Genomic DNA, 24,984 nt, shown 5'->3' on the forward strand with positions numbered 1-24,984 from the left:
ACCAAAGGGGAAGAGTCATGATGATCCAGAATAAAGTTCAATACTTCAAACGGCCGTTTCGTATGTTACTCTCATTGGCACTTGTGGGGGGGATTTGTAGTGCCCCCTTGTTGGCGGCTGACAAGTCGTCAGATCGCAAAAGTCGCAGTTCCAGTCGCAGCAGTCAGAAAAGCCAAAGCAGTTCCAAAAGTTCGTCAAAATCCTCTCGGCCACAACGTGCTTCCAGTCGGCCACAAAGTTTTACACGCCCCAAAACCACTCGGCCCCAGTCCACTCGGCCCCAGTCCACTCGGCCACAGTCCACTCGGCCACAGTCCTCTTCTGCATCAAAGAGTCTGTCGCGTCCCTCCGGTAAAAGTATCAAAAACTTCTCCGGCAATGTCAGTCCCAAGGTAAATAAGAAGGGGGCCAGCCGTCCTTCGAAGTCGTTCAAAGTGACTCCTCAGACAAAACGATCTGACTTCAAAATGCCGCAGTTCGGAAAACAGAACGGCATTAAGCTGGACACAAAACATCTGAATCCACGGAAACCTGATCGCAAAGTACCAGGCCGCAAAGTACCAAACCTGAAAATCCCCGAGTATAAAAAACCAGGCAGAAAAATACCGGATCGCAAGATTCCAGACCGGAAAGTACCCGATCGTAAAATTCCGAACCTGAAGATTCCCGATCGTAAAGTGGCTCCTGGTAAATTTGTACCAAAACCTGGAAAGGTGACCAGACCCTCAAAGCCTGGTTTTGGAAATAACGTCTTTAAACCAGGAAAAGGAAAATTCGATACGAAGCCTGGTAAAGGTAACAACGTATTCAAACCAGGAAATAATATTCAGAAACCCGGGAAAAAACCAAACCAGATCGGTAAGCTCCCTAAAGGCATCGATCTGCATAAAGATTTTTCCAAAGGCAAAAAGTTTGGTCCTTCCAAGAAATGGCTCGGTAAAAATGGCGTGCCTTTGAACAAAGACCTCTTCAAAAACCATAGCATCAAACCACTCAAGCTGAATCTGGATAAGCAACTGCAGGCCGGAAAATTTAATGCCCTGATTAACAGTAAGAACAACAAACAGTGGAAACTGAAAAAGCAGTTCGAACTGCATAAAAAAGGTGATGTCGCCCGTCAGTTACATCTGAATCAAAACCTGCTCAAGCATGGTGGCTGGAGAAATCGAACTTTGTTCGGCAATATGGCGAATTCCTTCACTCAGACTCACTTTGGCTGCTGGTACGCCGGTCCTGGCATGTACCCCAACTACTGCTGGAGCCCGCACTGGTCTGCCTGGGTTGACTGGTGCTGGTGGGACTGGTGTCACCCCATCTGTGATCCTCGTCCACTGATCTGTCGTCCAATCATCTGTGATCCTTGTGTCCCCTGGGTCTGGTATGACTGTCCTGTCTGGCAGCCACTCCCCATCGTGACCTGTGGTACCTGGGTGGATATTGAACCAATCGTCATCGACAGTGGACTTGACCTGCAGATGCTGGCAGTACGTTTTGTTGACTCAGGTCATCCTGAAGAAGAACTGGGACCTCGTTTCCGCGTCTGGTTCCGCAATAACAGTGTGGTCGATATCAACCAGCCCTTCAATGTCATGCTGCTTGCTTCCAACACACGAGACGCAGTTGCTGGAGTACCTGAAGCAGGAACACGCGTTGATAATATCGCGGCAGGGCAGATTCAGTCTGTCGATATTCGTCTGCCATTCGCTGCCAGTACTCTCTCTTTAGATGAAGAAGGAAATCAGGTGCCCTTCGAACAGTTGCATGTACTGATCGATTCACACCGGGAAATTCCAGAAGCATTCGAAGAAAACAATGGTGCGGTCGTGGCACGAGTCGATGTACTGCCCGTCGATCCAGCTCTGTTCTCTGCTGATACCGATGTCGTCTTCAGTGGTGGGATGGTCAATCTGGCTGGCGAAGGCCTGGGACCGGAACCCGGCAAAGTTCTGATGTCCCTGAATGGCATGAATTTCGAAGCAGAAATCTATGGCTGGTACGATCTGGGGGTTCGCGTCCAACTGCCCGAACTGCCTCTGCTGGACGCAGCGGATGCTACCTTCGTGATTGTGCGTGGCGATGGTGCCGCATCGAATCCGCTGGATATGCAACTGGCACCGCAGGTCGCTGCTGTCAGTGCTGAGTAACGGAAGTGTGCGTGGGATGGCTTGGAGCCATCCCAGGTTCCGAACAGGGAGCAGGCAAATTGTCTGCTCCCTTTTTTTATAGAGACTTTACCGCTGGTGCAGTACAATCGAATTTCAAAAATCGAATTCCCGATTCCCCACCTCAGAACGGATTGAATCTCCTGAAAACCTTTCTCCATGAATTCTGGCTGTTCGGTATTAAACAGGCGTCCGCCTGTATCTTCGGTGGCTTTCTGCTGGCGTTGATGATCATCACTCGCTTCTGGTATCCGATCGATTTTCTCTATCGTTATGACTTTCTGTTTCTGGCTGCAGTCGCCTTTCAGATCTTCCTGCTCTGTTTTCGACTGGAATCCCCGCGTGAGGCTGTCGTGATTCTGGTTTTTCATATCGTCGCAACCGTGATGGAGCTGTTTAAAACTTCAGATGGCATTCGTTCCTGGCAATATCCGGAACCGTTTGAGATTGGAATTGGCAATGTGCCTCTGTTTGCCGGATTCATGTACAGCGCCGTGGGCAGTTATATCGCCCGGGTCTGGCGGATCTTTGATTTTCGCTATTCCAGTTATCCGCCCTACTGGAGCACGGTCGTGCTCGTAACACTGATTTATGCCAACTTTTTTACACATCATTATGTGGTGGATATTCGCTGGGCGCTCATCGCCGCCAGCCTGTTGATGTTTGGCAGAGTGATGATTTATTTCAAAATGAACCGTCTCCATCGACGTATGCCTCTGGTGCTGGGCTGGCTGCTCGTCGCGTTGTTTATCTGGTTCGCGGAAAATCTGGCGACGTATGCCAATGTCTGGATCTACCCCATGCAGAAGCACCACTGGCAGCTGGTTTCGCTTTCGAAGCTGGTTGCCTGGTATCTGCTGATGATGCTCAGCTTTGTGCTGGTCTCACTGGTGAACCGACCGTTGCAGATCGGCGATCCCACCAGACAGGCTGACAACAGCAATTAAGTAAACATCGTCGTGCTGATTTCAGTCAATCAATTCCAGTTTGATCTCCGGGTTTGTATCCGTCACTGTGATCTTGAGTGGCGAAGTGGTCGGGCTGCTGTACTTGATCGGAATCGCACTTTTCATCGAGACCCCTTCCGGCGTTGACTGATAGGCATTCACAGTCACCTGATGCTCGCCGGGGAGGGCGCCGTCATCTTTTTCAAACGTACGTAAGGTGAATTTGCCAGTAGTATCCGATCTACCCGTAGCCGGTTTACGTCCCTGCAGGGGATAGAACATGATGGACGCATCAGTGACCGGTTTGCCCTGATATGTCACGACTCCACTCACGGCGACCGTTTCCGGCAGATCTTCACCACCACCACCGCCGCAACCGCTACACCAGAGGGCCAGGGAAAAGAGCATTCCTGCCCGCGCAAGAACTTTCATGATCAGCATAGGTATCTCCTGCTCAGAATTTCTGATCAAATTGAGGTATAATATGACATCGTCATTCAGTAGCTGAAACCACCGACTGGCAGGCCATCTTGTGGATGTCCCAACTGTTGATAGGTGAGAAAGTCCATGTTTTCACTAAAGAAGTGCACGCTGCCATCCACCATCAGAAAATGCGCTCCCCCTTCGTGATAGCTGGAAGAGGCGAAGCCATCAATCCAGCCATGGGCGCCGGAGCTGATGCGGGTCTGCGCACTTCCCCAGACCGCAAACGGGTGATTGATGGGGTAGGCGGTGGTCATCGGAGAATGCCAGGCAGCCCAGGAAGACCAGGCATGGAATCCGGGTGAGTTCTCTCCCACAAACAGTACATTCGAGGTACCATCCAGCACATCGCGCATCTTCATGGTCCGGTTCGGAGTGACAATACTCCCCCCGCCTCCACTGGCCTGCAGTCCCATCCGACGGTCAAACATGCCGTGTGGCATGGGGGAGGCAGTCAGTGACTGATCAAATGCGCGACCGTCCACGCCTTTGTAGGTGGTTACGGCAATATTATTTCGTGAGGCGGTCGGGCAGGAGGCCGGAAAACACCAGTTCGACCAGACCTGATTGCTGCCACTCACATTGCTCGCCGTGGGATCACTGGGGCAGTGATACAGGCCCAGCGGAGTCTGGGCGATTTCCAGGTTACCGGCATCAACAATGTTCCCACTGAAGTTGATTTTATTATACATGGGGGCTTGATCCACGTAAGGTAAGATCAATGCCCGCCAGCCGAACGAGTTTCCGGTATCGCCGTGGCTGATGGGAAAGACATTGTGGCTGTCATGGTAGTTGTGTGTTGCCAGTCCCAGCTGTTTCAGATTGTTTTTACACTGGCTCCGGCGAGCGGCTTCCCGGGCCTGTTGAACAGCAGGCAACAGCAGGGCGATCAGGATCGCAATAATGGCAATCACAACCAGAAGTTCGATGAGCGTGAATCCGCGATTCTTAAAGATGGGGTGTTTCATCTTTGGTCCCTCTCAAACAGTTTAAAATGACTGCACAGGCCCGCCCGGAGAGTGGCGCGAAAGCAGACGTACCAAAGCCTGGCAGCGATAGATAAAGATATATGGTATTACGAGTTGATAGACGATTCTTTCTGTATTGATCGCATTGGTGGTTTTACGGTTTCCGGTGCTGGTCCCAGTGTCATTCCTGTATATACTTCTGCCGGCATGATACTGGTCTCGGATGTTTCAATCGGGAGTTCGCCGCTGCGCATCTGGTTTAACAGTTCTACCGCGCGATGTCCCAGCTGAGTTTCGTTGACGGTGACCGAGGCAATTTGCTGCTGCAGTACGCTGTGTCGAATCTGGTCTCCCACGCCAATCAGGGAAATGTCGTTCGGCATCCGCAGCCCCATTCTTGTCAGATGCAGGTAAATGCGTTCCGCCATGGAGTCAAAGCTCGTGAAGATTGCCGTGGGGCGATCAGGCTGATTCAAAATGCGTTTCAGGGCCGCCTCGATTTCGCTGTCCAGCTCCTGCATGTCAATGGTCCCGTCGGTACCGAAATAGCAGTGGTCGGCTGCCAGTTCACAATTGACGTTGGCCAGTGCTTTACGAAAACCTTCCAGGTAGAGATCGGTTGTTTGTGTACAATGTGGCGCGAAAAATGAAACACGACGATGTCCCTGCCTGACTAAGGCGTCACCCGCCAGTCCGCCAATTTGTTGAAACGGGAGTCCCAGCAGTGGTGCAGTGATTCCTTCAACAGGGCGGTGGCAGAGGACCACGGGTATTCCCGCTTTCTGTAACTGGCGAATCTGATAAGCGGGAGTGGGGGGCGTACTGGCCGGTACGATCGCAACGCCTCCTACCTGGTTGTCGATCAGTTGCAGGATCGCATTGCCTTGTTTGTCGATATTGTTTCTTGTGCAGCAGACCAGCATCTGGTTCTGTGACTGACTGGATGATTCTTCAAAACTGTGTTGCAGAGACGGGTAATACCCCGATAGCACTTCCGGTATCACCAGCGCCAGGATATCCAGGCCGCAGGCCAGCCGTTGTCGTGCATTCTCGTTTATGAATGTTCCTTTGCCCTGGACGCGGCTCACCAGACCTTCCCGTTCGAGCATGCCCATTGCCTGGCGAATCGTGCTACGGGCACTCTCAAACAGAATTGCCAGCTGCTGCTCAGAGGGAAGTGCTGTTCCGGGGGGAAGGCTTCCGTCAAGGATTTGCTTTTTGAGATGATCCTGAATACGTTCGTATTTCGCGCGGGAAGGATTTGATTCGTGATCATCCGATCGAGTGGTCGTCTCTAAAAATTCACTGGCTGATAACAAGTGGAATGCTTCCCAGGATAGAGGCTGTTGTTTAAGATAGGTACGTACAACATGGTACAACTGAATAATCGTCTGTCAAACAAAATTTAGTATGAAATAGTCCCTTAATAATAAGACTATTAGAAACTGAAGGTCATTGAAATCGCACCGGATAACCAGAATAGTGCCTGGCATTAGCTAAATAAGTAGGTACCATAACCATACAAAAATGTCTGGTTTATGGCTCATATCAGCCAGGATTAATAGAAAACCGTTATTTCTGCAGGGAAGATTCACTGCTCAGCCTATGATAAACAGAGAACCTCTGGTCATAGACCAACAAAAATTGGATCCGTGAAATAAGGCTGTCGTCTGTTGTTCAGTGCAGAGTCTGCGGTGTGGGCAGCAGAAAATTAATCGTTCCCGGTATTCGTGGCGGAATCCTGCTTGCATCCCGGGAATAAACTGTTTCTACTATTTAAGTAGTGTATATTGCGAAAATTCCTGCCTTATCTGAATCTTGGTACAAACTCTCGTTTCACCTTGGGTTTAGAGCAAAACTGACCCCCAGCAAATTGAATCATGCCTGACGATCTTGTCTTTATGATGGGGAATTTCGAAGCCCGAATTCCTCAGGACCGTGTTTATAGTAAGTCACACCTGTGGTTTCAGCAGACTGCTGACCACTGGCGCGTGGGGTTTACTGCCTACTCGGTTCGGTTACTGCAGGACGTCTATTTTCTGGACTGGTTTATCGATCCGTTTACGAATGTGCAGGAAAAACAGAAGATTGGAGAGATCGAAAGCTCGAAAGCGCTGTCCGATCTCTATGTTCCCGCCAGTGGCCGGATTCTGGAATTTAATCAGGAATTATTAAACGATCCTTCTGCCATCAATCAGGCGGATAATTATGATAAAGGCTGGCTGTTTGAAATGGAGTCTGATGCGCAATGGTTGACGCCAGCAGAATATCTGCAAGTATTAGATGACGGGTGGGAACAGACCCAGCGAATTATTAAGGGACAACTCAACTAAAACGGTTCAGCACACAAATGCTGGCGTTGCATGTTGAAAAAGGTTTACGGAATGGCTGATAAAAAATTGACAGTGGTGATCTCGCAGGCGCAGGGAAAAAATCCCGCCAAACGTGAGCTGGAAGAATCACTGGCAGCGGCGCTCCTGATGGAACCTGATGTCGAAGTTTCACTGGTTCCCCATCTGTACGACCTTTCTGCCGATCATACCGGAACCCTGTTTCTACAGGCGCTGCGCGGCGATCTGGTGATCCTCTCCTGGCTTTATCCCCGTGCCAACCACTGGATTCTTGATCGCCAGGGGGTCCGCGGCACGGAAGGTCTTGTCCTGCTCAAAGAAGAAGTGGATGAAGACGAAGAGGAAGCACAGAAGGAAAAGGCGCCCCCCTTCGAAAACCCTGAGCGGCTGAAAAGCATTCCCGATCGAAAGATTTACTCTATCGATTTAAAAGTCAGTTCCAATCCGGAAGATTATCTGACAGAAATCAGACGCATTGCCAGTGATGCACAGGTTCAGACGTTTCAACTGATGGACATGGTCCAGCAGAGCCCGCGTCCTGCCCAGATTGAGAAATATCTCAAGCCACTGGATATCCTCCAGGGACAGAAAAACAATACTGCAGTTAAAGAAGAAGCACCACAGCTGGAACCCACCAAACGCCGCTGGTACCCGGTCATTGATTATGGTCTGTGTACCAACTGCATGGAGTGTATCGACTTCTGCCTGTTTGGCGTGTATGGCGTGGATCAGGGGGGACAGATTCTGGTTGAAGAACAGGACAGCTGCAAGAAAGGCTGCCCGGCCTGCAGTCGTGTCTGTCCCGAGAACGCCATTATCTTCCCCGGGCATAAAACCCCTGGTATCGCTGGTGCAGATGGTGAAGTCGCCGGCCTCAAAATTGATCTTTCCAAACTGTTTGGTGCCCCCGACGCGCTCGAGATGGCGGCCAGGGAAAGAGATGTTGAACTCGTTGCCGACGGTCGCAATGCCGTCGGGATGTCAGTCGGCATTCCCCAACGTACAAAGATATCACAAGAGACCAGCGATGAGCTGGACGATCTGATTGATAGTCTTGATGCCCTCGATTTATAAACGCCCGATGAGAAGCCTGACCCCGTACCAGAGAGACCTGTATGACTGAGACCATCTCCTGCCAGCGACTTCAGGCAGCGTACCAGCGGTCACGTGCGGAATTATTGTCTTTCCGTAACAACGCCGGGCACTGGACGGGAGAACTTTCTACGTCAGCACTTTCCACAGCAACGGCCATCATGGCTCTCGAGATGATCCGTCGAAAAAGACCTGCCGACGACACGTCTCTTGACTGCTATATTCAAAATGGGATCCGCTGGCTGGCTGAGCATCAGAATACCGATGGCGGCTGGGGAGATACCGTCAAAAGCTTCAGCAATATCTCGACAACCATGCTCTGCCATGCGGCTTTTCACGCGACAAAAAGTACTGAAAAGTATGTTGCGCATGTCGTCAATGCCCGGCAGTACATTGATCGGATCGGTGGTGTTGAGGCGGTTGTGGCTCGCTACGGAAAAGACAAAACCTTCTCGGTTCCCATCCTGACACATTGCGCACTCGCGGGGCTCGTTAAATGGGAGACCATTCCTGCGCTGCCGTTTGAGCTCGCCTGTCTACCTGCACGATTCTATAAAACAGTGCGTCTTCCAGTCGTCAGCTATGCATTACCTGCGCTGATCGCCATTGGACAGGTCAGGCACCACTTCCGCAAACCACGCAATCCAATCACGAGACTCATCCGAAATCTGGCAGTCAAACGCAGCCTGAAAAAACTGATTTCGATCCAGCCCACAAACGGCGGATTTCTCGAAGCAGCACCACTGACCAGCTTTGTCACCATGAGTCTTGCAGGCATGGGGTTGACCGATCACCCCGTCGTTCAGAAAGGGCTGCAGTTTCTGCTCGACTCGGTAAGGCCCGACGGCAGTTGGCCTATAGATACCAATCTTGCTACCTGGACCACCACGTTGTCTGTGAATGCGCTGGAGGGAACACTTCCGGAGTTTGAGAAAACACCGATTCGCCAGTGGCTACTGCAACAGCAATACAAAGAACTGCATCCTTACACCTCTGCAGAACCGGGAGGCTGGGCGTGGACCGATTTGCCCGGCGGCGTTCCTGATGGTGACGATACCCCCGGTGCGATCCTGGCATTATTGAATCTTCAACCGGAAGAACCCGATGCGCAGCAGGCTGACGATTTACAGTCGGCACTTCGAAATGGTGTCAACTGGCTGCTCGACCTGCAGAACAGAAATGGGGGCTGGCCGACATTCTGTCGAGGTTGGGGCGCACTTCCCTTTGATCAGAGTGCCGCCGATATCTCGGCCCATGTCATTCGGGCCTTGCAAGCCTGGTTAAAAACAGAATCCCAGTCTGAAGAGACCGATTTACGCCTTCGAGCGGAACGCGCAGTCAGACGCGGTTTTCAGTATCTGGCGACGGTCCAGCGCGCTGACGGTTCCTGGCTGCCACTTTGGTTTGGGAATCAGCATATCGACAATGATGAAAATCCGGTTTACGGAACTGCGCGGGTCCTCGCCGCTTATGCCAGAGGGGCAGAACGCGATTCTAATCAGGCAGAGCAGGGGATCCTGTTTCTGAAGTCGGTCCAGAATCTTGATGGAGGCTGGGGCGGCGCAAGCGGTGCTCCCTCCAGCGTGGAGGAGACGGCACTTGCCGTTGATACGTTGTTGATGCTGGATATTGAGGCCCCTGCGGTCACTGAAGGGCTCAACTGGTTGCTGAAGCGGGTGGAAGCAGGGACCTATACAGAAACAACGCCCATTGGCTTTTACTTTGCCAAACTCTGGTATTTCGAACAACTTTATCCAATTGTCTTTACTGTTTCAGCCCTGCATCGAGCGGAAACCGTTTTGAAAAAATCTGCGGATGACAATTTAAGATTGTCGCTTGAGGAGGAGGATTACCGTATAATGAGCGTTAAGGAAAAATAGATCCCTCCCGTTTCCAAACCAATTTGAATTCAACGATCGCTCGATTGAGTTACTAACCATAGAGGAGTGTTCCGTGTCCATTGCACCTTTAGACCAGGAAAGTTCTGAAGATAAAATTGTACCCGGCTCAAGCAAAGCTGAAGTACACTCTTCCGATGACAAAAAACCGGTCAAAAGAAAACGCCAGAGTACCAGCCATCTGAAAGCGGTACCGGAAACCTCTGCGCTGCGCGAAGAAATGAAAGCCGAAGCGGAGATGTTCGTCGAGACGCTCGACTGTTCGAATCCCTTCAACAAAACCACACTGGAGGCCTGGTCTCGCGAATTGCTGGAACAGCTGAATCAGCCCGAAAAGTTTCTGGGCTTCATGATGGTTCTGATCGGCAACTTTTTCTGGAAACGACAGTTCCTGGCAATTCCTTTCGAACGCCGGCTCCTGTTATTGCCGCACTGCCTGAAGCACGCTGAAGGCTGTCCCGCGGAATACGATGAGTTTGGTCTCGACTGTGAAAAATGCGGCGCCTGTTCGATTGCCGACTACAAAGTCAGAGCTGAAAAACTGGGTTACAAAGTACTCGTTGCCGAAGGCTCGCCGGTCGTCCTGAAAATTATCGTCGGAGGTTACGTGGACGGCATCCTGGGAGTGGCCTGTCTGAACGTCCTGGAAAAATCAATCGATAAAGTATTGATTGCCGGCGTACCTTCCTACGCGGTTCCCCTGCATTCAGGTGACTGTAAAAACACGAAAATGGATGAACCCTGGATCTGGGAGGTTCTGGAAGAATACCGTCCGCTGGAACAGCCGCTGACACGCAGCTATCTGCCCACGATGCGGGCTGCGAATTCACTCTTCGAAGATAACTTCGATCAGATTCTGCCGCCACTGCGTACCAAAACAGAAGCCGCCGCCCGGACACCACTGGGTAAGACCGAAGCCATTTCTTACGATTGGCTCAAACATGGCGGAAAACGGTTCCGTCCCTTTATCACACTGGCCGCTTACGATGCGCTCATCAAGGCACAGCAGTCAGATGAAGCTGCAGAAACTGTCTATCCGCTGGGCGTGCAGAAAGCCGCCATGGCCATTGAAGTCTTCCATAAGGCTTCGCTGATTCACGATGACATCGAAGACGATGACCAGTATCGTTACGGTCGCGAAACCCTGCATCGTCAGCATGGCACGGGCATGGCTATCAACATCGGCGACTACCTGATCGGCATTGGTTATCGCCTGCTGAATGAAGCCCGGGCTGATATCGGAGCCGAGGCAGCCTCCGACCTGATCGAGAAAATGTCTGCCGCTCATATCAAACTCTGCGAAGGGCAGGGGGCCGAGATGTCTTGGCAGGAGAGCGAAACCTTCGAACTGGCTCCACTCGACGCGTTGCAGATCTATGCTCTCAAAACTTCCCCGGCTTTCGAAGCCGCCCTCTACGCCGGCATTCGCATGACCGGTTCAGTCGGCCAGTATGAAGCCTTGATTTCCTCCTTTTCCCGGCACATCGGCGTCGGTTTCCAGATTCTGAATGACCTGAAAGACTGGCAGGGAGATGACAATAATAAGCTGATCTCCGGACAGGATGCTTTGGCGATGCGTCCGACACTACTGTTGGCGCTGGCACTTCAGACCGCCGATGATCAGCAGAAGGCCGACCTCAAAGACATTCTGCAGGGACATCCCAGCGATGGGGCCCGCATCGGCCGCCTGCGACAGATCTATCAGGATTGCGACGTCTTCACCAAAGCCGAAGCCCTGGTCGATAAATCGCGGGCTCGTGCTGAGGAACTGGCAGAAAGCGTCGAGAACGAAGACTTCAAACAACTGTTGATGTTCTTCTGCGACACTGTCCTGGCCGAAGAAACCCCCGAAGCCAAGCCGGAACCCCAGGTCCTGATGCCGACTGCCTGATATGAGCAGTGGTAAATAACCTCAAAACAGGATAGCCCCGAATGCAATTCGGGGTTGTCGCAGACAACAGGAAACTGACGGAGAGAAACTGCGACCCAAGTCTGATGAGCTTGAGCTCAGACATTCAGGAGCGTTGTACAGGTGAAATATCACAGTGAGATCGTTGACGTTTGGTTTAAGCTCACGAGTAGAAAGTTCATGAGACCCACGCTCATTTTTACCATCATGCTGATATTCGTCTCACACATTGAGGCGAGCGAACCCGCCGTCAGACTCAAACCCCACCCCGACGCGGTCGCCAACACCCATGCACCCGGCGAAGTCGATAAACCCGAACTGGTCCCCTTCATCGTGCCCGATCCCATGAAGTTGAACGGCATCGTCGTCGATGAAACTCAGGCCCAGCTGATCGGCGTCTGGCAGTATTCCACGCACACGCCCCCTTATGTCGGGCTAGGCTATCTGCACGATCAGAAAAAGGGGAAGGGGGAGAAAGCCGTTATCTTTACACCCGATTTGCCAAAGACCGGCCGCTACGAAGTCCGGCTCTCACACTGTTACAATATCCGTAGATCCACCAACACCCCGGTGACGATTCACCACGCCGACGGCGAAAAAACAATCCGCATCAACCAGCAGCAGATCCCCAAACACAACAAACTGTTCCGCAGTCTGGGCACCTTCCGCTTCGACAAAGGCAAATCGGGCTGGGTCAAAATCTCTAACGACGGTACCGACGGGAAATACGTGATTGCCGACGCCGTCCAGTTTATCGATGTCGGCGAATAAAATCAGCTCAACCATCTACGTCAGTTGCACGCGATCAATTCAAAAATTTCGTGCTTTTCGTGGTAATCAAAAAACACAGTATCGACAATTTCGCAGTCTAATCCACCTGCGGCGGCAGGTTCCCATACTGCCAGGGATTGTTATTAAACGCAGGAGCTGCGGGACGCTGACGTAATTTATCCGGAGTCAACTGTTTGGAGAGTTCGACTGCTGCGTCTACCATCTGCGGGCCGGCAGTAATTTCCAGATTACTGTAGCTGGAGAGCCGGGTTTCGTAACCGCCTCCGTTTTTATCGAATGCTTCTTTGGTAGGCACATAGCCCACACAACCATTGGCCAGAGAGACCGGGAACGTAATCGGGAACGGGCTGCCTTCCTTAATATCCAACCCGAGCTGGCAGAAGAATTCAGCGGGATCGGTTAATAAAATGACTGGTCCCAGTTGGACGGCTTGCACTTCGACGTCGGCCACGGGCTCTTTTTCCAGTCGGGCTTCCAGCAGCAGCGTCTCTTTTGCGAAAATCCAGTTGGTGGCTCCCGCTTTGCCCGGTCCTGCTTTCACCTGTTCCAGCGCTTCTTCCAGATGTTCCTTGCTGGGCTTACGACGGGGGATTTTCAGCATTTTCGTTTTACTGGCGATGGTCTCAAAGTTACCGCGCGGCATCGAGAGCAGCACTTTAACCGCTTCCGCTCCTACGCGACCGCCTACAAATCGGGATGATTCTTCGCTGGGACGTCGCTGAAATTTTGAAAGGTTGTCGACCTGCGTCACATCACCCGATGCACCCGCCAGAAAAACCACAACGGTATCTTTTCCAAAGACGCCGCGAATCACCTGTTCGACATAATAAATGTAATTCGCTGAGATACCGCCTGGGTTGGTCGTCGCGTGACAGACGAAATTCACCAGACACCCTTTGAGCTGGCCCTGTTCATCCCAGACACCGATCACGCCGACTTCCGGATCGACGGGACCTGCGGGTTTGACAATATCCGGATTCCCGGGCCGCGGATGTGTAAAGGTCAAACCGTTTCGCATCAGGAACCGGCGGTTAAAGGCGACCTGTTCTTCAATTCCCACACCCGCTCCACATTCGGAAGCATTTCGTTTCTGGTAGGCTTCACAAATCGCTTCGACGGTCTGGTCAACAACTGTTTCCAGATATGCTTTGTCCGCAGTCGAAGATTTTTTGTAGGCCAGTTCCTGCACAAAATCAGAAGCATGATCATATTCACCGGGCAGAATCATTCCCATGGGACCTGATGAATGGGAATGTGTGGCGTGCAGTAAAATCGAGTTGGCAGGAATCTTGCATTTTGCCTCCACCCGTTTGCGAATTTCATCGACGGTCACACGCCGGATAAACAAAGCATCCAGACTGACCACCGCGACGACATTCGTGCCATTGTCAAAAACAGCCGCTCGCGTTTTACAGGGATCATGGAACGTTCGGTGAAACGATTTGCCATAGCCGCCCGGTTGTTCCATACCAATCTCGGGAGTGATATCGCGTTCAGCGAAGCCGACTTTGACTTGCGGAGCCTCAGCTGCATGGATGTAAGTTGCTGTCAGAATCAGAGCACAGAGTGCAGCAGCTTTTAAAAACAGGAGACGCATCTTCATGATAAAAACTCGATCTTGCTCAGGTGGGAAAACGGGAGGAACCTTTCCTGCATTGTAAGCAGAATCAAAATCGAGTTGCTACTGAAGAAAGTTAAGAAATTCAGGCTGGGGTAAAATTTCTCTATCAGTTGCCAGGTAATGACTCTGAATTCGAATTCGTCTTGGCAAAAGAAATATTAAAATGTGCAGACAAAAAACTGACTGGGTAGCACCCCTTTCGCTGACAGGGAACGCCGACAGTCAATTTCTCACAAACCAGATCAGCCGCACTGCGTTATCCGCGGTCTATGCAACGCTCCGTAATGGTTGCGTACTGAAAACGCGATTCATTCTTTCGCAGGAAGCAGAGAAATCTTCAAGATTCAATGTGGGATCGAATGTTACCGCATGAGCAGCCTTATGCCAGTTCGTACGGTTTACGGTATTCTTTCGAGAGCCATTTGGAGGCGTCAGCATCACCCACAATCGTTTCCTGTTTTGGATCCCATTGAATTTTCTTGCCTGTCCGCACGGCAATATTACCGAGGTGACACACGGTTGCGGAACGATGTCCGATGCTGATGTCGGCGGCTGGTTTTTTCCGGGTCTTGATGCAGTCCAGGAAGTTGTCGACGTGCGCGATGTTCGCATCCCGGTTCACAATCTTTGGTACGTCAATCGATTTCAACAGCTCAGGTGGATTGGCGATAATACCACCGCGATAGACGAACAGGCTGCCTTTCTCTCCGACGAATTCGGTTCCCTGTTTTTTACTCGGTGTGCCGGGAACCTGTAGACAATTGAGAACGACGCCGTTGTCATAAGTGTATTTAATATTGGTTGAGTCGGGTGTTTCGTACCAGCCATCGGGATTAAAGACGGCTGAGCCTTCCGCACTCACAGGGCCACTTTCGTCCATTCCGAGTCCCCATTGCGCGATGTCGAGATGGTGGGCACCAAAGTTGGTCTGCTGGCCTCCACTGTAATCCCAGAAGAAGCGGAACAGGTAATGTACTTGATTTTTGTTGTAAGGTCGCTCTGGTGCCGGTCCCAGCCAGCGATCAAAGTCAAAGCCCTGAGGAGGCGCACTGTTGGGGACCGGTTTGCCAGCTCGTGCGATCCAGTTGGGGCCGGGCAGTGTCACGTTCACGGTGTGGATCTTACCCAGTAAACCTGACTGCACCAGTTGCGTTGCCAGGATAAATTCCTTGCCACTACGTTGCATCGTCCCTGTCTGGACCACCCGCTTGTGTTTCCGTGCCGCGTCAATCATCACGGGGCCTTCGTCCACAACGAGCGTCAGCGGTTTTTCGCAATAGACGTCCTTCCCGGCGCGACACGCTTCGACGGTCATCTTGGCGTGCCACTGATCGGGGACTGTCACAACGACGGCATCAAGGTCTTTGGAATCGAGCAGTCTACGATAATCATCTGTCATCATTGCCGATTTATTGGCATTTTTCTTGAGATAGGAATCTGCTTCCGACAGGTAATTCTGATCCAGGTCACAGAGTGCTTCAATATTATTGAGGAAGTACTTCATGTTGTTCCGCGGGCCACCCTGGTTGCCGACCCCGATCATGCCAATCCGCACGCGCTCGCTGGGCGGGACCGCAGCAAAGGTGGAGCGATAGCTTTTGGCACTCAGCCCCATAAAGAGCCCGCCAAAGACAGATTTTTTCAGGAAGCGACGACGTGACAACTGAGACATGAAATAACTCCTCAAGCGACGAAATAAATAATATGGATGACCGGCGAATTTCCAGCAGAAATCTCACCAGATAGTGCTTTCGCGGGACCGCTTATCATAGCAGCGCCCGGACCTGAGTCAAACAGATTCAGATCGGACAGAACAACTGATTTTGATGCGACGAGGGGGGGGCGCGGCTAGTGAACTCGGGACTCTATTTTAGGGATTATTTTTTATAAAGGTTGTTCATGATTTGATTATCCTTACCGCCGATGATATGGATGGCTTGTGCATCTTCACTGCCCGGCAAATCGGTACGGATCAGACAATCGGAAACGCGGCTGTCGGTCACATCCTTCAACAAGAGTCCCGTAGTGGAATAATCGAGAATAGTACAAGCGGTAATATTCATCCGCCGGGAGTCACGAATTTCCAGCGCTGGGGTTTCCTCGCCTGTGCCATTAATCAGGTTACCGTTTAAAGAGATGCCATCGCAGTCCGTTAACAGCATCCCCACCTGGGCTGTTGCGCCGTCGGCGTAATGATAGCGGGGACTGCGATCAAGTACATTATTCGAGATCAGAATATTGTGGCAGTCGTGTATCCGGATGTTATGCGTGTAACCTTTCCACATGGTATTTCCCGTGACGGTGACCCCGCGCGCACTGGTGATTTCAATATTAGTCTGCACATCGGACAGCACGTTATCTGCAATTGTAATGTTTCCGTCACGGTGTTCGCGGGAATGGGGGCGGATGCGTGCATTTTCATTGATACGAATATTGGCCGAGCCCGGGGCGAAATGATCGTGTTGAATCGTGCAGCCGACAATAGCAATCTCACCCACCATAGCTCCCTCAGAGTCGATCAGTACATTCGCCGTCGGTTCCGAGTCTTTATCTCCCATGTTGCCTTCAATGTCGCAGGTGCCGATCTGAATGTTGCGAATGTCCCCTTTGCGGACAACCACTCCTCCACCCGCGTTATACGAGATATGACATCCTACAATATTCGACTGATGAATATTGACATGGTCGTAAAACACGCCGACACCCCGGTTCTCATAAATATGACAGTTGGAAACAATTACGTTTCGGTTGCGCTTGACTAAATGAATTGCATGCAAAGTGCGGCGGATGGTGAGTCGTGTGAGTGTGATCTGCATTGTGCCGGTCGCTTCAACTCCACAGGCTTCCGGGTGATCGCCGACAATCTCCAGACCATCGACCAGGGGCGAACGCTGATTCAGCCAGACGTTTTCTTTGACTGTGTGAGGACTGGCAGTTCCTTCATGTGTGCCAATGAAACGAAATGCAGGGCCTGCACCTGCCATAATGATCGTGGCCGTGCCATCCGAACTGAGAGAAGTCGGTCCTAACTGGTCTAGATCGATATTAATCGTTTTCGTGATCCGGTAGACCCCTTTGGGAAATGTGATTTGACCGATTTGGGAATCGACGGCGCGTTGCAGTGCGGCAGAGTCATCCGTTTTACCATCTCCGGTTGCACCAAAAGATTTCACCGTTGTTACCATCGATGGTTCAACAGGCACAGGACTCGTTTGTGATTTACTGTTCTCAGCAGAGTAAATCAGATAACCGAGAACCAGCAGTGTTGAAATACAGATCAGAGTTCCACGCATGTGTCATTACCTTGTTGTCGAGCAGGGGAGGGAATTAAATAGGGAAAGTTCTCAGCTGTATTCTAAGCCAGTGAACCGGTGAATCACAAACGGATCACCATGAATCGTGGAAAGAATTCAGCAGAGAAAGTGCGGCTTTACAGGTTTCAGATGGGAACCTGGCAGCAGCGCCTTTCTTTCCAGTCGGTTCTGGATTATGTTGTGCAGGAGAGCCTTCCTTTTCTGTCAGAGATAAATTGTGATGATTGATCGACCCGATGATTCCGAAATCTCGCCCGGCGACCGGGACCTGTTGCAGTTGCATACGCGCTGGATGCGGTTTGCCTATGATGAAGCCCGCGCCGCATTTGAAGAAGATGAAGTACCCGTCGGTGCCGTGATTGTTTACCAGGATCGAATCATCGCTGCTGCGCACAATCAACGCGAAATGCTGAGCGATCCCACGGCACATGCAGAAATGATTGCCATCACGCAGGCTGCAGAATCATTGGGGAGCTGGCGTCTCTCTGACTGCATTTTATACGTCACTCTGGAGCCCTGTCCCATGTGCGCGGGGGCCATTATCCAGTCACGGATTCCACTTGTGATTTATGGAACCCGCGATGAAAAAGCAGGCGCCTGTCACTCCCTGTTTCAGATCACCAGCGATGCCCGGTTGAATCATCAGAGCACGGTCATCAGTGGTGTTATGCAGGAAGAGTGCCGCGCCATCCTGCAGGAATTTTTTCGTCGCAAACGTGCAGAAGGTAAAAAATAAGCATTCTGGTTGTGAGGTTTCCATGAAGTTTTTTACAAAATATTTATGATAGAATGACATTCAGAAAATGGAATGAGCACAAGTCTTACTTCAGCATGCGAATAGAAAAATAAAGCGTAACTCTTTTGTCAGATACGACGAAATGAAATTTGTCAAGTGAGATTCGTAGAAAAGAAACCTCCTTAAAAATCGTTTCATTTTTTGATTACTTTCAGCTTGTCCTTCTGATTCGAGTTCGTCAGAATGGCCTACACAATAACTTTTCACAATTCACAGATTCAATTCTGAAATATCTTTGAGGCGAGCGAATGCATATTATCTCTCGTGGTACGAATGAGAGTATCCTCATTGGGGAACATACCGTTGTTAAAGTACTTGAAGTATGTGAGGATCGCGTCAAACTGTCCATTGAGACACCGGGAGCGGAACCTGCCTATTGGGAGGAAACGGTGTACCTGGACCACTCTGAAGAATTAGAGTCCGTCGAAATCAGTGGCTGAGCTACTCATTCAGCTGACTTTCTGATTAGTACTTTCTCTGGAGCGTGTATCCTGAATGTCAGGTACGCTTGCTTTCTCTTAAGAAGCTGTGCTTTCCAACCGCGCAGCCTTGGCGTTTAAACTGAAATTTCTCACAATAGGTATGGACAGATTCTGGTTCTGTTCACGCTGGTTGTGAAGTCAGCTGCCAGCAGACGGAAACGTCGATTCCTTTATTTTAATTCACTGTGAGGCTGATTGTGCCCGCCATATCGAAACAAGATGGGGAGTCGCTGGGGCTGGAGTCACAGCAACTGCCACGTCACATCGCGATTATCATGGATGGGAATGGCCGCTGGGCTTCTCGACGTGGATTTCCACGCATTGAGGGACATCGCCAGGGCGTCAACAGTGTGCGCACCGTTGTAGAAGAGTCCACACGGCTGGGAATTGAACAACTTACGCTATATTGTCTCAGTAGCGAGAACTGGAAGCGACCGGCGCTGGAACTCAATCTGCTGATGCAGTTGTTGAAAAAATTCGTCATCGGTGAACGCGAAGAAATCATGCGACAGAATATCCGCTTCACCACCATCGGTCGTCGCAGCGATCTGCCCCGGGATGTACTGGTTGAGGTTGATAAAACGATTCACGAGAGCCAGGAGAATACCGGAATGCAGCTCTGCCTGGCATTGAACTATGGCAGCCGTTCGGAAATTGTGGACGCTGTCAAATCAATCGTGGCCGATGTCGAACAGGGAAACCTGAAACAGGAAGACATCAACGAAGAAGTGATCTCCGCGCATCTTTACACCTCTGGCATGCCTGACCCTGATCTGGTGATACGCACTGCGGGAGAAATGCGAGTCAGCAATTTTCTGCTCTGGCAGATCAGTTATGCCGAGTTATGGGTGACCGAAACTTACTGGCCTGACTTCAAAGTCGCCGATTACTGGCAGGCACTGCGTGACTTTGCCGCCCGTGACCGCCGTTTCGGTGGTTTGAAAGGATAACACAGCATGCTGGGTTGGCGGTTACTCGTTTCCGTGATCCTGATTCCACTCCTGTTCGGGCTGTTTTATCTGGATCAGCGCGCGGGAACTTCTGCTCCCTATCTGTATGGTTTGTGTTGCCTGATTATCTTTCGTGGCTGCTGGGAATTAACTCAACTCTTAACCGTACGCAAGCTGAATCCCGGATACGCGATTACCAGTCTGCTTTCATTGTTGATCTGCACATTGGCCTGGCTCCCTTATTTCAGCAATACTGATGCGGGCAGCCCACAAGAGAGCTCGCTGGCGCTGATGTCAGTCGGCTTTTCGATTTCCATTCTGTTGATCTTTCTGAAAGGCGCAATCCGCTTTCAGGAGCCGGGACAGAGTATGGAAAACATCGGTGCAGAGATTCTCTCTGTATCCTACCTGGGATTTCTACTGGCAATGCTGGCCGAACTACGGTGGGTGGCGGGACCCGAGACCGGTTACCTGGCTTTGGGGTCACTCATTATCAGCGCTAAGATGGGAGATATTGGCGGTTACACTTTTGGCCGCTTATGGGGGAAGAAAAAACTGGTGCCGCGACTCAGTCCAGGAAAAACATGGGTGGGTGGTTTCGGTGCCATTTTCGGAGCCGCGCTTGGATCTCTGCTCTGGTTTCAGTTCACGCCTGCTTTATTTAATCCACTCTGGACTGGCAGCAGCTGGTTCTGGGCGATCCTGTTTGGTGCCATCATCGGCCTGGTCGGACTCGTGGGTGACCTGTGTGAATCGCTCATCAAGCGGGATGTCGGGAAAAAGGACTCCGCAGAACTCCTGCCTGGATTTGGTGGCCTGCTCGATCTCCTGGACAGTCCGCTTTATGCCGGTCCCGTGGCGTTTGTACTCTGGAAATTACTGCCACTGGTGACTGTGGTTACTGAAGCCGGCAGTTGATCGGTTCGCAGGTTGCACCAGCGTAAAGCAGGTAGATGAGCTGCGATTACAGGCAGATAGGGATCGATGGATCCTACAACTGCCAATGATGCGACTGTAGACTCGGCGGGTAAATCAAGCGACTTCAGCAGGATCAGCTCATCCGCCGGCCAGGTCAATGTCACCCAGGCCGCGATGGAATCGCTGGTTACATCCCAGGAAGCAGGTAAGGGAGCGAAGTCCACCGAGGTCGTTGTTTGCAGGTAATGTTCCGCGCAGAGTATCGGAATCTGCTGTTGCTCCCACGCTTGTTCGGCGTCTTTCTGACTGGAGACCAAACAGGTCTCGTCAAGTAGCTGGCACAGTAGCCTTTCATTCAATTTCATCGCTGCAATGGCCAGCCAGTGTGACTCGGTGGCATCCAGTTGGTGAACGGCATGCCAGTGACGTACCAGATCGGCAGCGCTGCCTCCTCCGCAAATCAACAGGGGGCTGCGATCTTGCCAATGTCTTAGAAACTCAGAGATCCTGTCTTTCAGATCGGGGAGATCGAACAGGCTGCCTCCGAGTTTTAAGACACTGATCTTCATCCATTTCAACCCAGCGTAAAAAGCTGACTGCTTACTGTCTCTGCGCTCAAACTTCAGTCGATGATTTTGGAAATCTGATATTCCACGATGCCACACGCGCCCGCTGCTTTCAGTCTGGGGACGATCGTACGGACGACTGATTCTTCCATGATCGTACTGATAGCGACCCAGTCCGGGTCAGAGAGTGAAGAAACAGTCGGCTTCTGTAATGCGGGGAGCAGATTAAGCACTTTCTCCAGATCGGTGCGGACCACATTCATCATCACGCAGACTTTACCTTCTGCAGCCAGGCATGATTCGAGCATCATCGCGATGTTCTCCAGCTTCTCGCGCTTCCAGGGATCTTCAAACGCCTGTTTGTTGGCGATGAATCGGGTCGTGCTCTGCATCAGCTCTTCTACAATCCGCAGGTTATTGGCCCGCAGTGAAGAACCGGTTTCGGTGACTTCCACAATCGCGTCGGCCAGCTTGGGAGGTTTGACTTCGGTCGCGCCCCAGGAAAATTCAACAGTCGCTTTCACGCCATGCTTTTCCAGGTAACGTTCTGTCATGCCGACCACTTCAGTGGCAATGCGTTTACCTTCGAGGTCTTTGACTGACTGGATGGGTGAATCTTCCGGCACACAGAGGACCCAGCGGACTGGTCGGCGGCTGACTTTAGAGAACTGCAGTTCGCAGATTTCCTGTACGTCGGCGTTGGTTTCCAGAATCCAGTCATAACCGGTAATCCCAGCATCGAGGATTCCCTGATCGACATAGCGGGCCATTTCCTGCGCCCGGATCAGCAGGCACTCGATTTCGTCATCATCAATCGTCGGGTAGTAGGAACGGGATGAAAATTTGATGACATAGCCGGCTCGTTTGAAGAGTTCAGCCGTCGATTCCTGTAAACTTCCCGCGGGGATACCGAGTTTTAAGACCTTGTCGGACATGATTCCTGTTTTTCTGAATTCGATGGTTTGATGCGTAATGTGTATGGTATTAACAGTTTAAGTATATGATCCATCACCAGCCGGGGATCAAGTTGCAAGTGGAACCTCACCAGTCGGCGAGTGATTTATGCCTGCAAAATATCCCTTGCGCGTACTCTAACAGCTAAAAAACCGCAGTTCCAGTAGCCCGGAACGAGAATGTTCATAGAAAATCCCAATCAGTGGGCTTCCATCAAGAGTGCAGTTTCTCTAGGATCGTGCAGATACGCATTCAGGATACCCGATTCCAGCCCGATTATCACTGCTGGAACCCGTGTGCATTCCGTGGAATGTCTCGGTAGTCCCACGAGGATTTGAATCCGAATAGCCACAGAGGCACACGAGTCAGCCTCTGTTCCGGCTTTAAAGATAGATTTCGTTTCCAAAATATTTTATTAATGAGTAAGGAGAAATTCCTCGATGGCCGAGCAAAAAGCCACTAACGTGACCTGGCATGATCACCGTGTAACTAAAGAAGAACGCTGCAAACAGAATGGACACAAGGGCGCTGTTCTGTGGTTTACCGGTCTCAGTGGATCCGGCAAAAGTACGATCGCCAACACCGTTGATCACAAACTGTTTGAAATGGGCAAGCACACGTTTGTTCTGGATGGCGATAACATCCGTATGGGTTTGAACAAGAATCTTGGATTCTCTCCCGAAGACCGTACCGAGAACATCCGTCGCATTGGAGAAGTTTCCAAACTGTATACCGATGCCGGCATTCTGGTCATGACCGCTTTCATTTCCCCTTATCTCGAAGACCGTGATCAGGTTCGGGAAATCATGGGTGAAGGCGAATTCATCGAAGTCCTGGTACAGGCTTCTCTGGAAACCTGCGAAGAACGCGATCCTAAAGGGCTCTACAAAAAAGCCCGCGCTGGCGAAATCAAAGGTTTCACCGGAATCGATGCTCCCTATGAAGCACCAGAAAAACCAGAACTGGTTCTGGATTCCGACGCGAAAGGCATCGATGAACTAGCTGACGAAGTCGTCGCTTACCTCGAAGCAAACGGCTATCTCTCCGTATAAGTCGACCGCGACAGCAGAAATGCTGTTGCAATGAAAAATTAAAAACCTCAGTCAGTATGTTACGCTGGCTGAGGTTTTTTCATATCCATCTATGATCTTTTTTTACTACCACGAAAAAACACGAATGCGATTAGAAATCTAGGCACAAGCAGGGAGCGAGAGCAATTTTCTTCCCTCCCCGAATTCCGGTTAATCCTCTGTTTTCTGTTCAATCTTATAAGGCCCCAGAGCCGCGTCTCGCAGGAACCAGTCTTGCGGACGGTTCTTGAGCTGATCCGAATAAACTCGGATCGAACGTTCGTCCCAGAACTCGGGAATGGATGGGTCTTCCGGGATGCGTCCTTTGTCTTCGATTTCCTCCATCCAGGTATTCAGGGCTGAGGCCAGTCGCTGCTTGACATTCTGGTAGTCAGGGGAATCTGCCAGGTTATTCGTTTCCCAGGGATCCTTTTCTAAATCATACAGCTCTTCTGCAGGTCGAGTCTCCGCCATCAGCTTGAGAGGTGGTCCTGACAGTTCCCCCCTGCGATGCAGATCTCTTAACAGACCGATGATCGGGTAGGACTTTTCCTTATAGCGGTTGATTTGCAGGAAGGGACGTTCAGGGTACTTGTTTCGCAGGTAACGATATTGCTTATCGCGCACCGTACGGATATGCAATACGGTTTCATCGCCTCGATCGCGTCCGCCAAACAGATACTCACGCGGAGGCTCTGCCTGTTGGCCCAGAAAGACTTGTCCCTGCATTTGTTCAGGCTTGGTAATGTCGGCGACCGCCAGTGATGTGGCACTCAGATCGATGGAAGAAATCAGCTGCTCACTTTTTTGACCCCGCTGATAGTGTGCAGGTGCAGGCAGGTCCGCGTTGCCTTCGGGCCAGTAAATGATGAGGGGAATATGCAGGCCGCTGTCATAAGGCCATTGTTTACCGCGTGGCATTGCCCGGCCATGATCGCCCAGGAAAACAACTATCGTGTTTTTCTCTAGCTTGTCCCGCTTCAGTAAATCCAGGATGAATGCGACCTTCTTATCAACAGCCATCACCGCGTTCAGATACTGAGCCCAGACTCCACGCGTGACGGCGTGATCGGGGTAGTAAGGCGGAATTTCAACTTTGGCAGGGTCCGCCTGGTAACCGATGTGTTCGTGAGACGTATTCCAGGCACCGCCTCGATGAGTCTCTGAAAAGTTGATCTGGGCATAGAACGGCTGATGCTGTTTTAATTCGTTCCAGTCCTTGAGGTCAAAGGGTTGTTTGCCTTTGGGGTATGTGAAATTCCAGTCTGTCTTGCCGGTCCCTTTGTAGAACTTTGCCAGTTTGCGATCGTTGGTAAGGTTCTTGATATTCGCCGTCGTATAGCCGGCGGGACGGAACCAGTCAGTAATGACCCGCACGCCTTCAGGCAGAGGGTTTGTGCCCTCACGGTGCGAACGATGGTTTTGCGCATCGATGGCCATCGCATACATGCCTGTCATGAATGAAGAACGACTGGTAGAGCAGACGGGAGTCACCGTGAATGCGTTCTGGAACAGCATTCCGTTTTTTGCCAATTGATCCAGGGTCGGCGTTTTAACTTCGGGAGTGCCATAACAGCCGAGTTCGGGACCCATGTCTTCGGCGATGATCCACAGAATATTAGGCCGCTGGTCGGCTGCCTGTACTGCTTCGGCTGGAGGGAAGGAAATGAATAAAAGAATTGCGAACGCGAAAAGAAATCGATGCATGAAA

Annotated in this window: 21 protein-coding genes; 12 read left to right on the plus strand and 9 right to left on the minus strand. The window is 51.1% G+C overall.

What is annotated here, in order from left to right; genetic code table 11:
• Positions 1 to 17 precede the first annotated feature (17 nt).
• Both ACN0YH_RS19885 and ACN0YH_RS19890 read left to right on the plus strand, forming a co-directional pair.
• Positions 18 to 2,144: a hypothetical protein gene (locus ACN0YH_RS19885; RefSeq protein WP_417381335.1), complete on the plus strand. Its 2,127-nt coding sequence runs from the start codon at positions 18 to 20 to the stop codon at positions 2,142 to 2,144.
• Between the two features lie 152 nt (positions 2,145 to 2,296).
• Positions 2,297 to 3,109: a DUF817 domain-containing protein gene (locus ACN0YH_RS19890; RefSeq protein ID WP_417381482.1), complete on the plus strand. Its 813-nt coding sequence runs from the start codon at positions 2,297 to 2,299 to the stop codon at positions 3,107 to 3,109.
• Between the two features lie 21 nt (positions 3,110 to 3,130).
• Here ACN0YH_RS19890 and ACN0YH_RS19895 read toward each other — a convergent pair whose 3' ends face one another.
• The 3 genes from ACN0YH_RS19895 to ACN0YH_RS19905 all read right to left on the minus strand — a co-directional run bounded on the left by ACN0YH_RS19895 (position 3,131) and on the right by ACN0YH_RS19905 (position 5,879).
• Complete coding sequence (locus ACN0YH_RS19895; RefSeq protein WP_417381336.1) at positions 3,131 to 3,550, minus strand: carboxypeptidase-like regulatory domain-containing protein; 420 nt, start codon at positions 3,548 to 3,550, stop codon at positions 3,131 to 3,133.
• 56 nt (positions 3,551 to 3,606) lie between these two features.
• Positions 3,607 to 4,560: a DUF1559 domain-containing protein gene (locus ACN0YH_RS19900; RefSeq protein WP_417381337.1), complete on the minus strand. Its 954-nt coding sequence runs from the start codon at positions 4,558 to 4,560 to the stop codon at positions 3,607 to 3,609.
• Between the two features lie 107 nt (positions 4,561 to 4,667).
• Positions 4,668 to 5,879 (minus strand): GntR family transcriptional regulator, encoded by a 1,212-nt coding sequence (locus tag ACN0YH_RS19905; protein WP_417381338.1) that lies wholly within the window; start codon positions 5,877 to 5,879, stop codon positions 4,668 to 4,670.
• A 561-nt stretch (positions 5,880 to 6,440) separates the two neighbouring features.
• Between ACN0YH_RS19905 and ACN0YH_RS19910 the strand changes: the two genes are divergently transcribed.
• The 5 genes from ACN0YH_RS19910 to ACN0YH_RS19930 all read left to right on the plus strand — a co-directional run bounded on the left by ACN0YH_RS19910 (position 6,441) and on the right by ACN0YH_RS19930 (position 12,581).
• The gene (locus tag ACN0YH_RS19910; RefSeq protein ID WP_417381339.1) at positions 6,441 to 6,893 is read left to right on the plus strand and encodes a glycine cleavage system protein H; all 453 of its coding nucleotides are present in this window, start codon (positions 6,441 to 6,443) and stop codon (positions 6,891 to 6,893) included.
• 51 nt (positions 6,894 to 6,944) lie between these two features.
• Positions 6,945 to 7,985: an ATP-binding protein gene (locus ACN0YH_RS19915; protein ID WP_417381340.1), complete on the plus strand. Its 1,041-nt coding sequence runs from the start codon at positions 6,945 to 6,947 to the stop codon at positions 7,983 to 7,985.
• Between the two features lie 41 nt (positions 7,986 to 8,026).
• Complete coding sequence (locus ACN0YH_RS19920; protein ID WP_417381341.1) at positions 8,027 to 9,883, plus strand: prenyltransferase/squalene oxidase repeat-containing protein; 1,857 nt, start codon at positions 8,027 to 8,029, stop codon at positions 9,881 to 9,883.
• A gap of 73 nt (positions 9,884 to 9,956) precedes the next feature.
• Complete coding sequence (locus tag ACN0YH_RS19925) at positions 9,957 to 11,792, plus strand: polyprenyl synthetase family protein (protein ID WP_417381342.1); 1,836 nt, start codon at positions 9,957 to 9,959, stop codon at positions 11,790 to 11,792.
• Positions 11,793 to 11,990: 198 nt separating this feature from the next.
• Positions 11,991 to 12,581: a xanthan lyase gene (locus ACN0YH_RS19930; RefSeq protein WP_417381343.1), complete on the plus strand. Its 591-nt coding sequence runs from the start codon at positions 11,991 to 11,993 to the stop codon at positions 12,579 to 12,581.
• Positions 12,582 to 12,678: 97 nt separating this feature from the next.
• Here ACN0YH_RS19930 and ACN0YH_RS19935 read toward each other — a convergent pair whose 3' ends face one another.
• The 3 genes from ACN0YH_RS19935 to ACN0YH_RS19945 form a co-directional block, all read right to left on the minus strand.
• On the minus strand, positions 12,679 to 14,205 hold the full coding sequence (locus ACN0YH_RS19935; protein WP_417381344.1) for a hypothetical protein: 1,527 nt from the start codon (positions 14,203 to 14,205) through the stop codon (positions 12,679 to 12,681).
• Positions 14,206 to 14,602: 397 nt separating this feature from the next.
• Complete coding sequence (locus ACN0YH_RS19940) at positions 14,603 to 15,895, minus strand: Gfo/Idh/MocA family protein (RefSeq protein ID WP_417381345.1); 1,293 nt, start codon at positions 15,893 to 15,895, stop codon at positions 14,603 to 14,605.
• A 205-nt stretch (positions 15,896 to 16,100) separates the two neighbouring features.
• Positions 16,101 to 17,516: a right-handed parallel beta-helix repeat-containing protein gene (locus ACN0YH_RS19945; RefSeq protein ID WP_417381346.1), complete on the minus strand. Its 1,416-nt coding sequence runs from the start codon at positions 17,514 to 17,516 to the stop codon at positions 16,101 to 16,103.
• A gap of 241 nt (positions 17,517 to 17,757) precedes the next feature.
• On the opposite strand from ACN0YH_RS19945, the gene tadA reads away from it, so the two are divergent.
• The 4 genes from tadA to ACN0YH_RS19965 all read left to right on the plus strand — a co-directional run bounded on the left by tadA (position 17,758) and on the right by ACN0YH_RS19965 (position 20,683).
• A complete protein-coding gene (gene tadA / locus ACN0YH_RS19950) occupies positions 17,758 to 18,273 on the plus strand; it encodes a tRNA adenosine(34) deaminase TadA (protein ID WP_417381347.1) in 516 nt (171 codons plus the stop codon).
• A 308-nt stretch (positions 18,274 to 18,581) separates the two neighbouring features.
• Entirely contained in the window at positions 18,582 to 18,773 is a 192-nt protein-coding gene (locus ACN0YH_RS19955) for a carbon storage regulator (RefSeq protein ID WP_417381348.1), read from the plus strand.
• A gap of 239 nt (positions 18,774 to 19,012) precedes the next feature.
• Complete coding sequence (locus ACN0YH_RS19960; RefSeq protein WP_417381349.1) at positions 19,013 to 19,765, plus strand: isoprenyl transferase; 753 nt, start codon at positions 19,013 to 19,015, stop codon at positions 19,763 to 19,765.
• A 6-nt stretch (positions 19,766 to 19,771) separates the two neighbouring features.
• Positions 19,772 to 20,683 (plus strand): phosphatidate cytidylyltransferase, encoded by a 912-nt coding sequence (locus ACN0YH_RS19965; protein WP_417381350.1) that lies wholly within the window; start codon positions 19,772 to 19,774, stop codon positions 20,681 to 20,683.
• On the opposite strand, the gene ACN0YH_RS19970 is transcribed toward ACN0YH_RS19965, so the two are convergent.
• Both ACN0YH_RS19970 and hisG read right to left on the minus strand, forming a co-directional pair.
• On the minus strand, positions 20,608 to 21,252 hold the full coding sequence (locus tag ACN0YH_RS19970) for a hypothetical protein (RefSeq protein ID WP_417381351.1): 645 nt from the start codon (positions 21,250 to 21,252) through the stop codon (positions 20,608 to 20,610). The genes ACN0YH_RS19965 and ACN0YH_RS19970 overlap by 76 nt on opposite strands.
• Positions 21,253 to 21,305: 53 nt before the next feature.
• A complete protein-coding gene (hisG, locus tag ACN0YH_RS19975; protein WP_417381352.1) occupies positions 21,306 to 22,184 on the minus strand; it encodes an ATP phosphoribosyltransferase in 879 nt (292 codons plus the stop codon).
• Between the two features lie 459 nt (positions 22,185 to 22,643).
• Here hisG and cysC point away from each other — a divergent pair, with 459 nt between their 5' ends.
• Positions 22,644 to 23,255 carry an adenylyl-sulfate kinase gene (gene cysC, locus ACN0YH_RS19980; RefSeq protein WP_417381353.1) on the plus strand — a complete coding sequence of 204 codons (612 nt, stop codon included), beginning with the start codon at positions 22,644 to 22,646 and terminating at the stop codon, positions 23,253 to 23,255.
• 189 nt (positions 23,256 to 23,444) lie between these two features.
• Here cysC and ACN0YH_RS19985 read toward each other — a convergent pair whose 3' ends face one another.
• Positions 23,445 to 24,980 (minus strand): sulfatase, encoded by a 1,536-nt coding sequence (locus ACN0YH_RS19985; protein ID WP_417381354.1) that lies wholly within the window; start codon positions 24,978 to 24,980, stop codon positions 23,445 to 23,447.
• Positions 24,981 to 24,984: the final 4 nt, after the last annotated feature.

It is taken from the genome of Gimesia sp., assembly GCF_048262075.1.
In the GTDB taxonomy this organism is placed as follows: domain Bacteria; phylum Planctomycetota; class Planctomycetia; order Planctomycetales; family Planctomycetaceae; genus Gimesia.

Coding starts and splice junctions, on each gene's coding strand:
- ACN0YH_RS19920 (WP_417381341.1), top strand. CDS start 8,027: ATGACTGAGACCATCTCCTGCCAGCGACTTCAGGCAGCGTACCAGCGG.
- ACN0YH_RS19955 (WP_417381348.1), top strand. CDS start 18,582: ATGCATATTATCTCTCGTGGTACGAATGAGAGTATCCTCATTGGGGAA.
- ACN0YH_RS19945 (WP_417381346.1), bottom strand. CDS start 17,516: ATGCGTGGAACTCTGATCTGTATTTCAACACTGCTGGTTCTCGGTTAT.
- ACN0YH_RS19935 (WP_417381344.1), bottom strand. CDS start 14,205: ATGAAGATGCGTCTCCTGTTTTTAAAAGCTGCTGCACTCTGTGCTCTG.
- tadA (WP_417381347.1), top strand. CDS start 17,758: ATGATTGATCGACCCGATGATTCCGAAATCTCGCCCGGCGACCGGGAC.
- ACN0YH_RS19985 (WP_417381354.1), bottom strand. CDS start 24,980: ATGCATCGATTTCTTTTCGCGTTCGCAATTCTTTTATTCATTTCCTTC.
- hisG (WP_417381352.1), bottom strand. CDS start 22,184: ATGTCCGACAAGGTCTTAAAACTCGGTATCCCCGCGGGAAGTTTACAG.
- ACN0YH_RS19930 (WP_417381343.1), top strand. CDS start 11,991: ATGAGACCCACGCTCATTTTTACCATCATGCTGATATTCGTCTCACAC.
- ACN0YH_RS19965 (WP_417381350.1), top strand. CDS start 19,772: ATGCTGGGTTGGCGGTTACTCGTTTCCGTGATCCTGATTCCACTCCTG.
- ACN0YH_RS19910 (WP_417381339.1), top strand. CDS start 6,441: ATGCCTGACGATCTTGTCTTTATGATGGGGAATTTCGAAGCCCGAATT.
- ACN0YH_RS19940 (WP_417381345.1), bottom strand. CDS start 15,895: ATGTCTCAGTTGTCACGTCGTCGCTTCCTGAAAAAATCTGTCTTTGGC.
- ACN0YH_RS19915 (WP_417381340.1), top strand. CDS start 6,945: ATGGCTGATAAAAAATTGACAGTGGTGATCTCGCAGGCGCAGGGAAAA.
- cysC (WP_417381353.1), top strand. CDS start 22,644: ATGGCCGAGCAAAAAGCCACTAACGTGACCTGGCATGATCACCGTGTA.
- ACN0YH_RS19885 (WP_417381335.1), top strand. CDS start 18: ATGATGATCCAGAATAAAGTTCAATACTTCAAACGGCCGTTTCGTATG.
- ACN0YH_RS19970 (WP_417381351.1), bottom strand. CDS start 21,252: ATGAAGATCAGTGTCTTAAAACTCGGAGGCAGCCTGTTCGATCTCCCC.
- ACN0YH_RS19895 (WP_417381336.1), bottom strand. CDS start 3,550: ATGCTGATCATGAAAGTTCTTGCGCGGGCAGGAATGCTCTTTTCCCTG.
- ACN0YH_RS19900 (WP_417381337.1), bottom strand. CDS start 4,560: ATGAAACACCCCATCTTTAAGAATCGCGGATTCACGCTCATCGAACTT.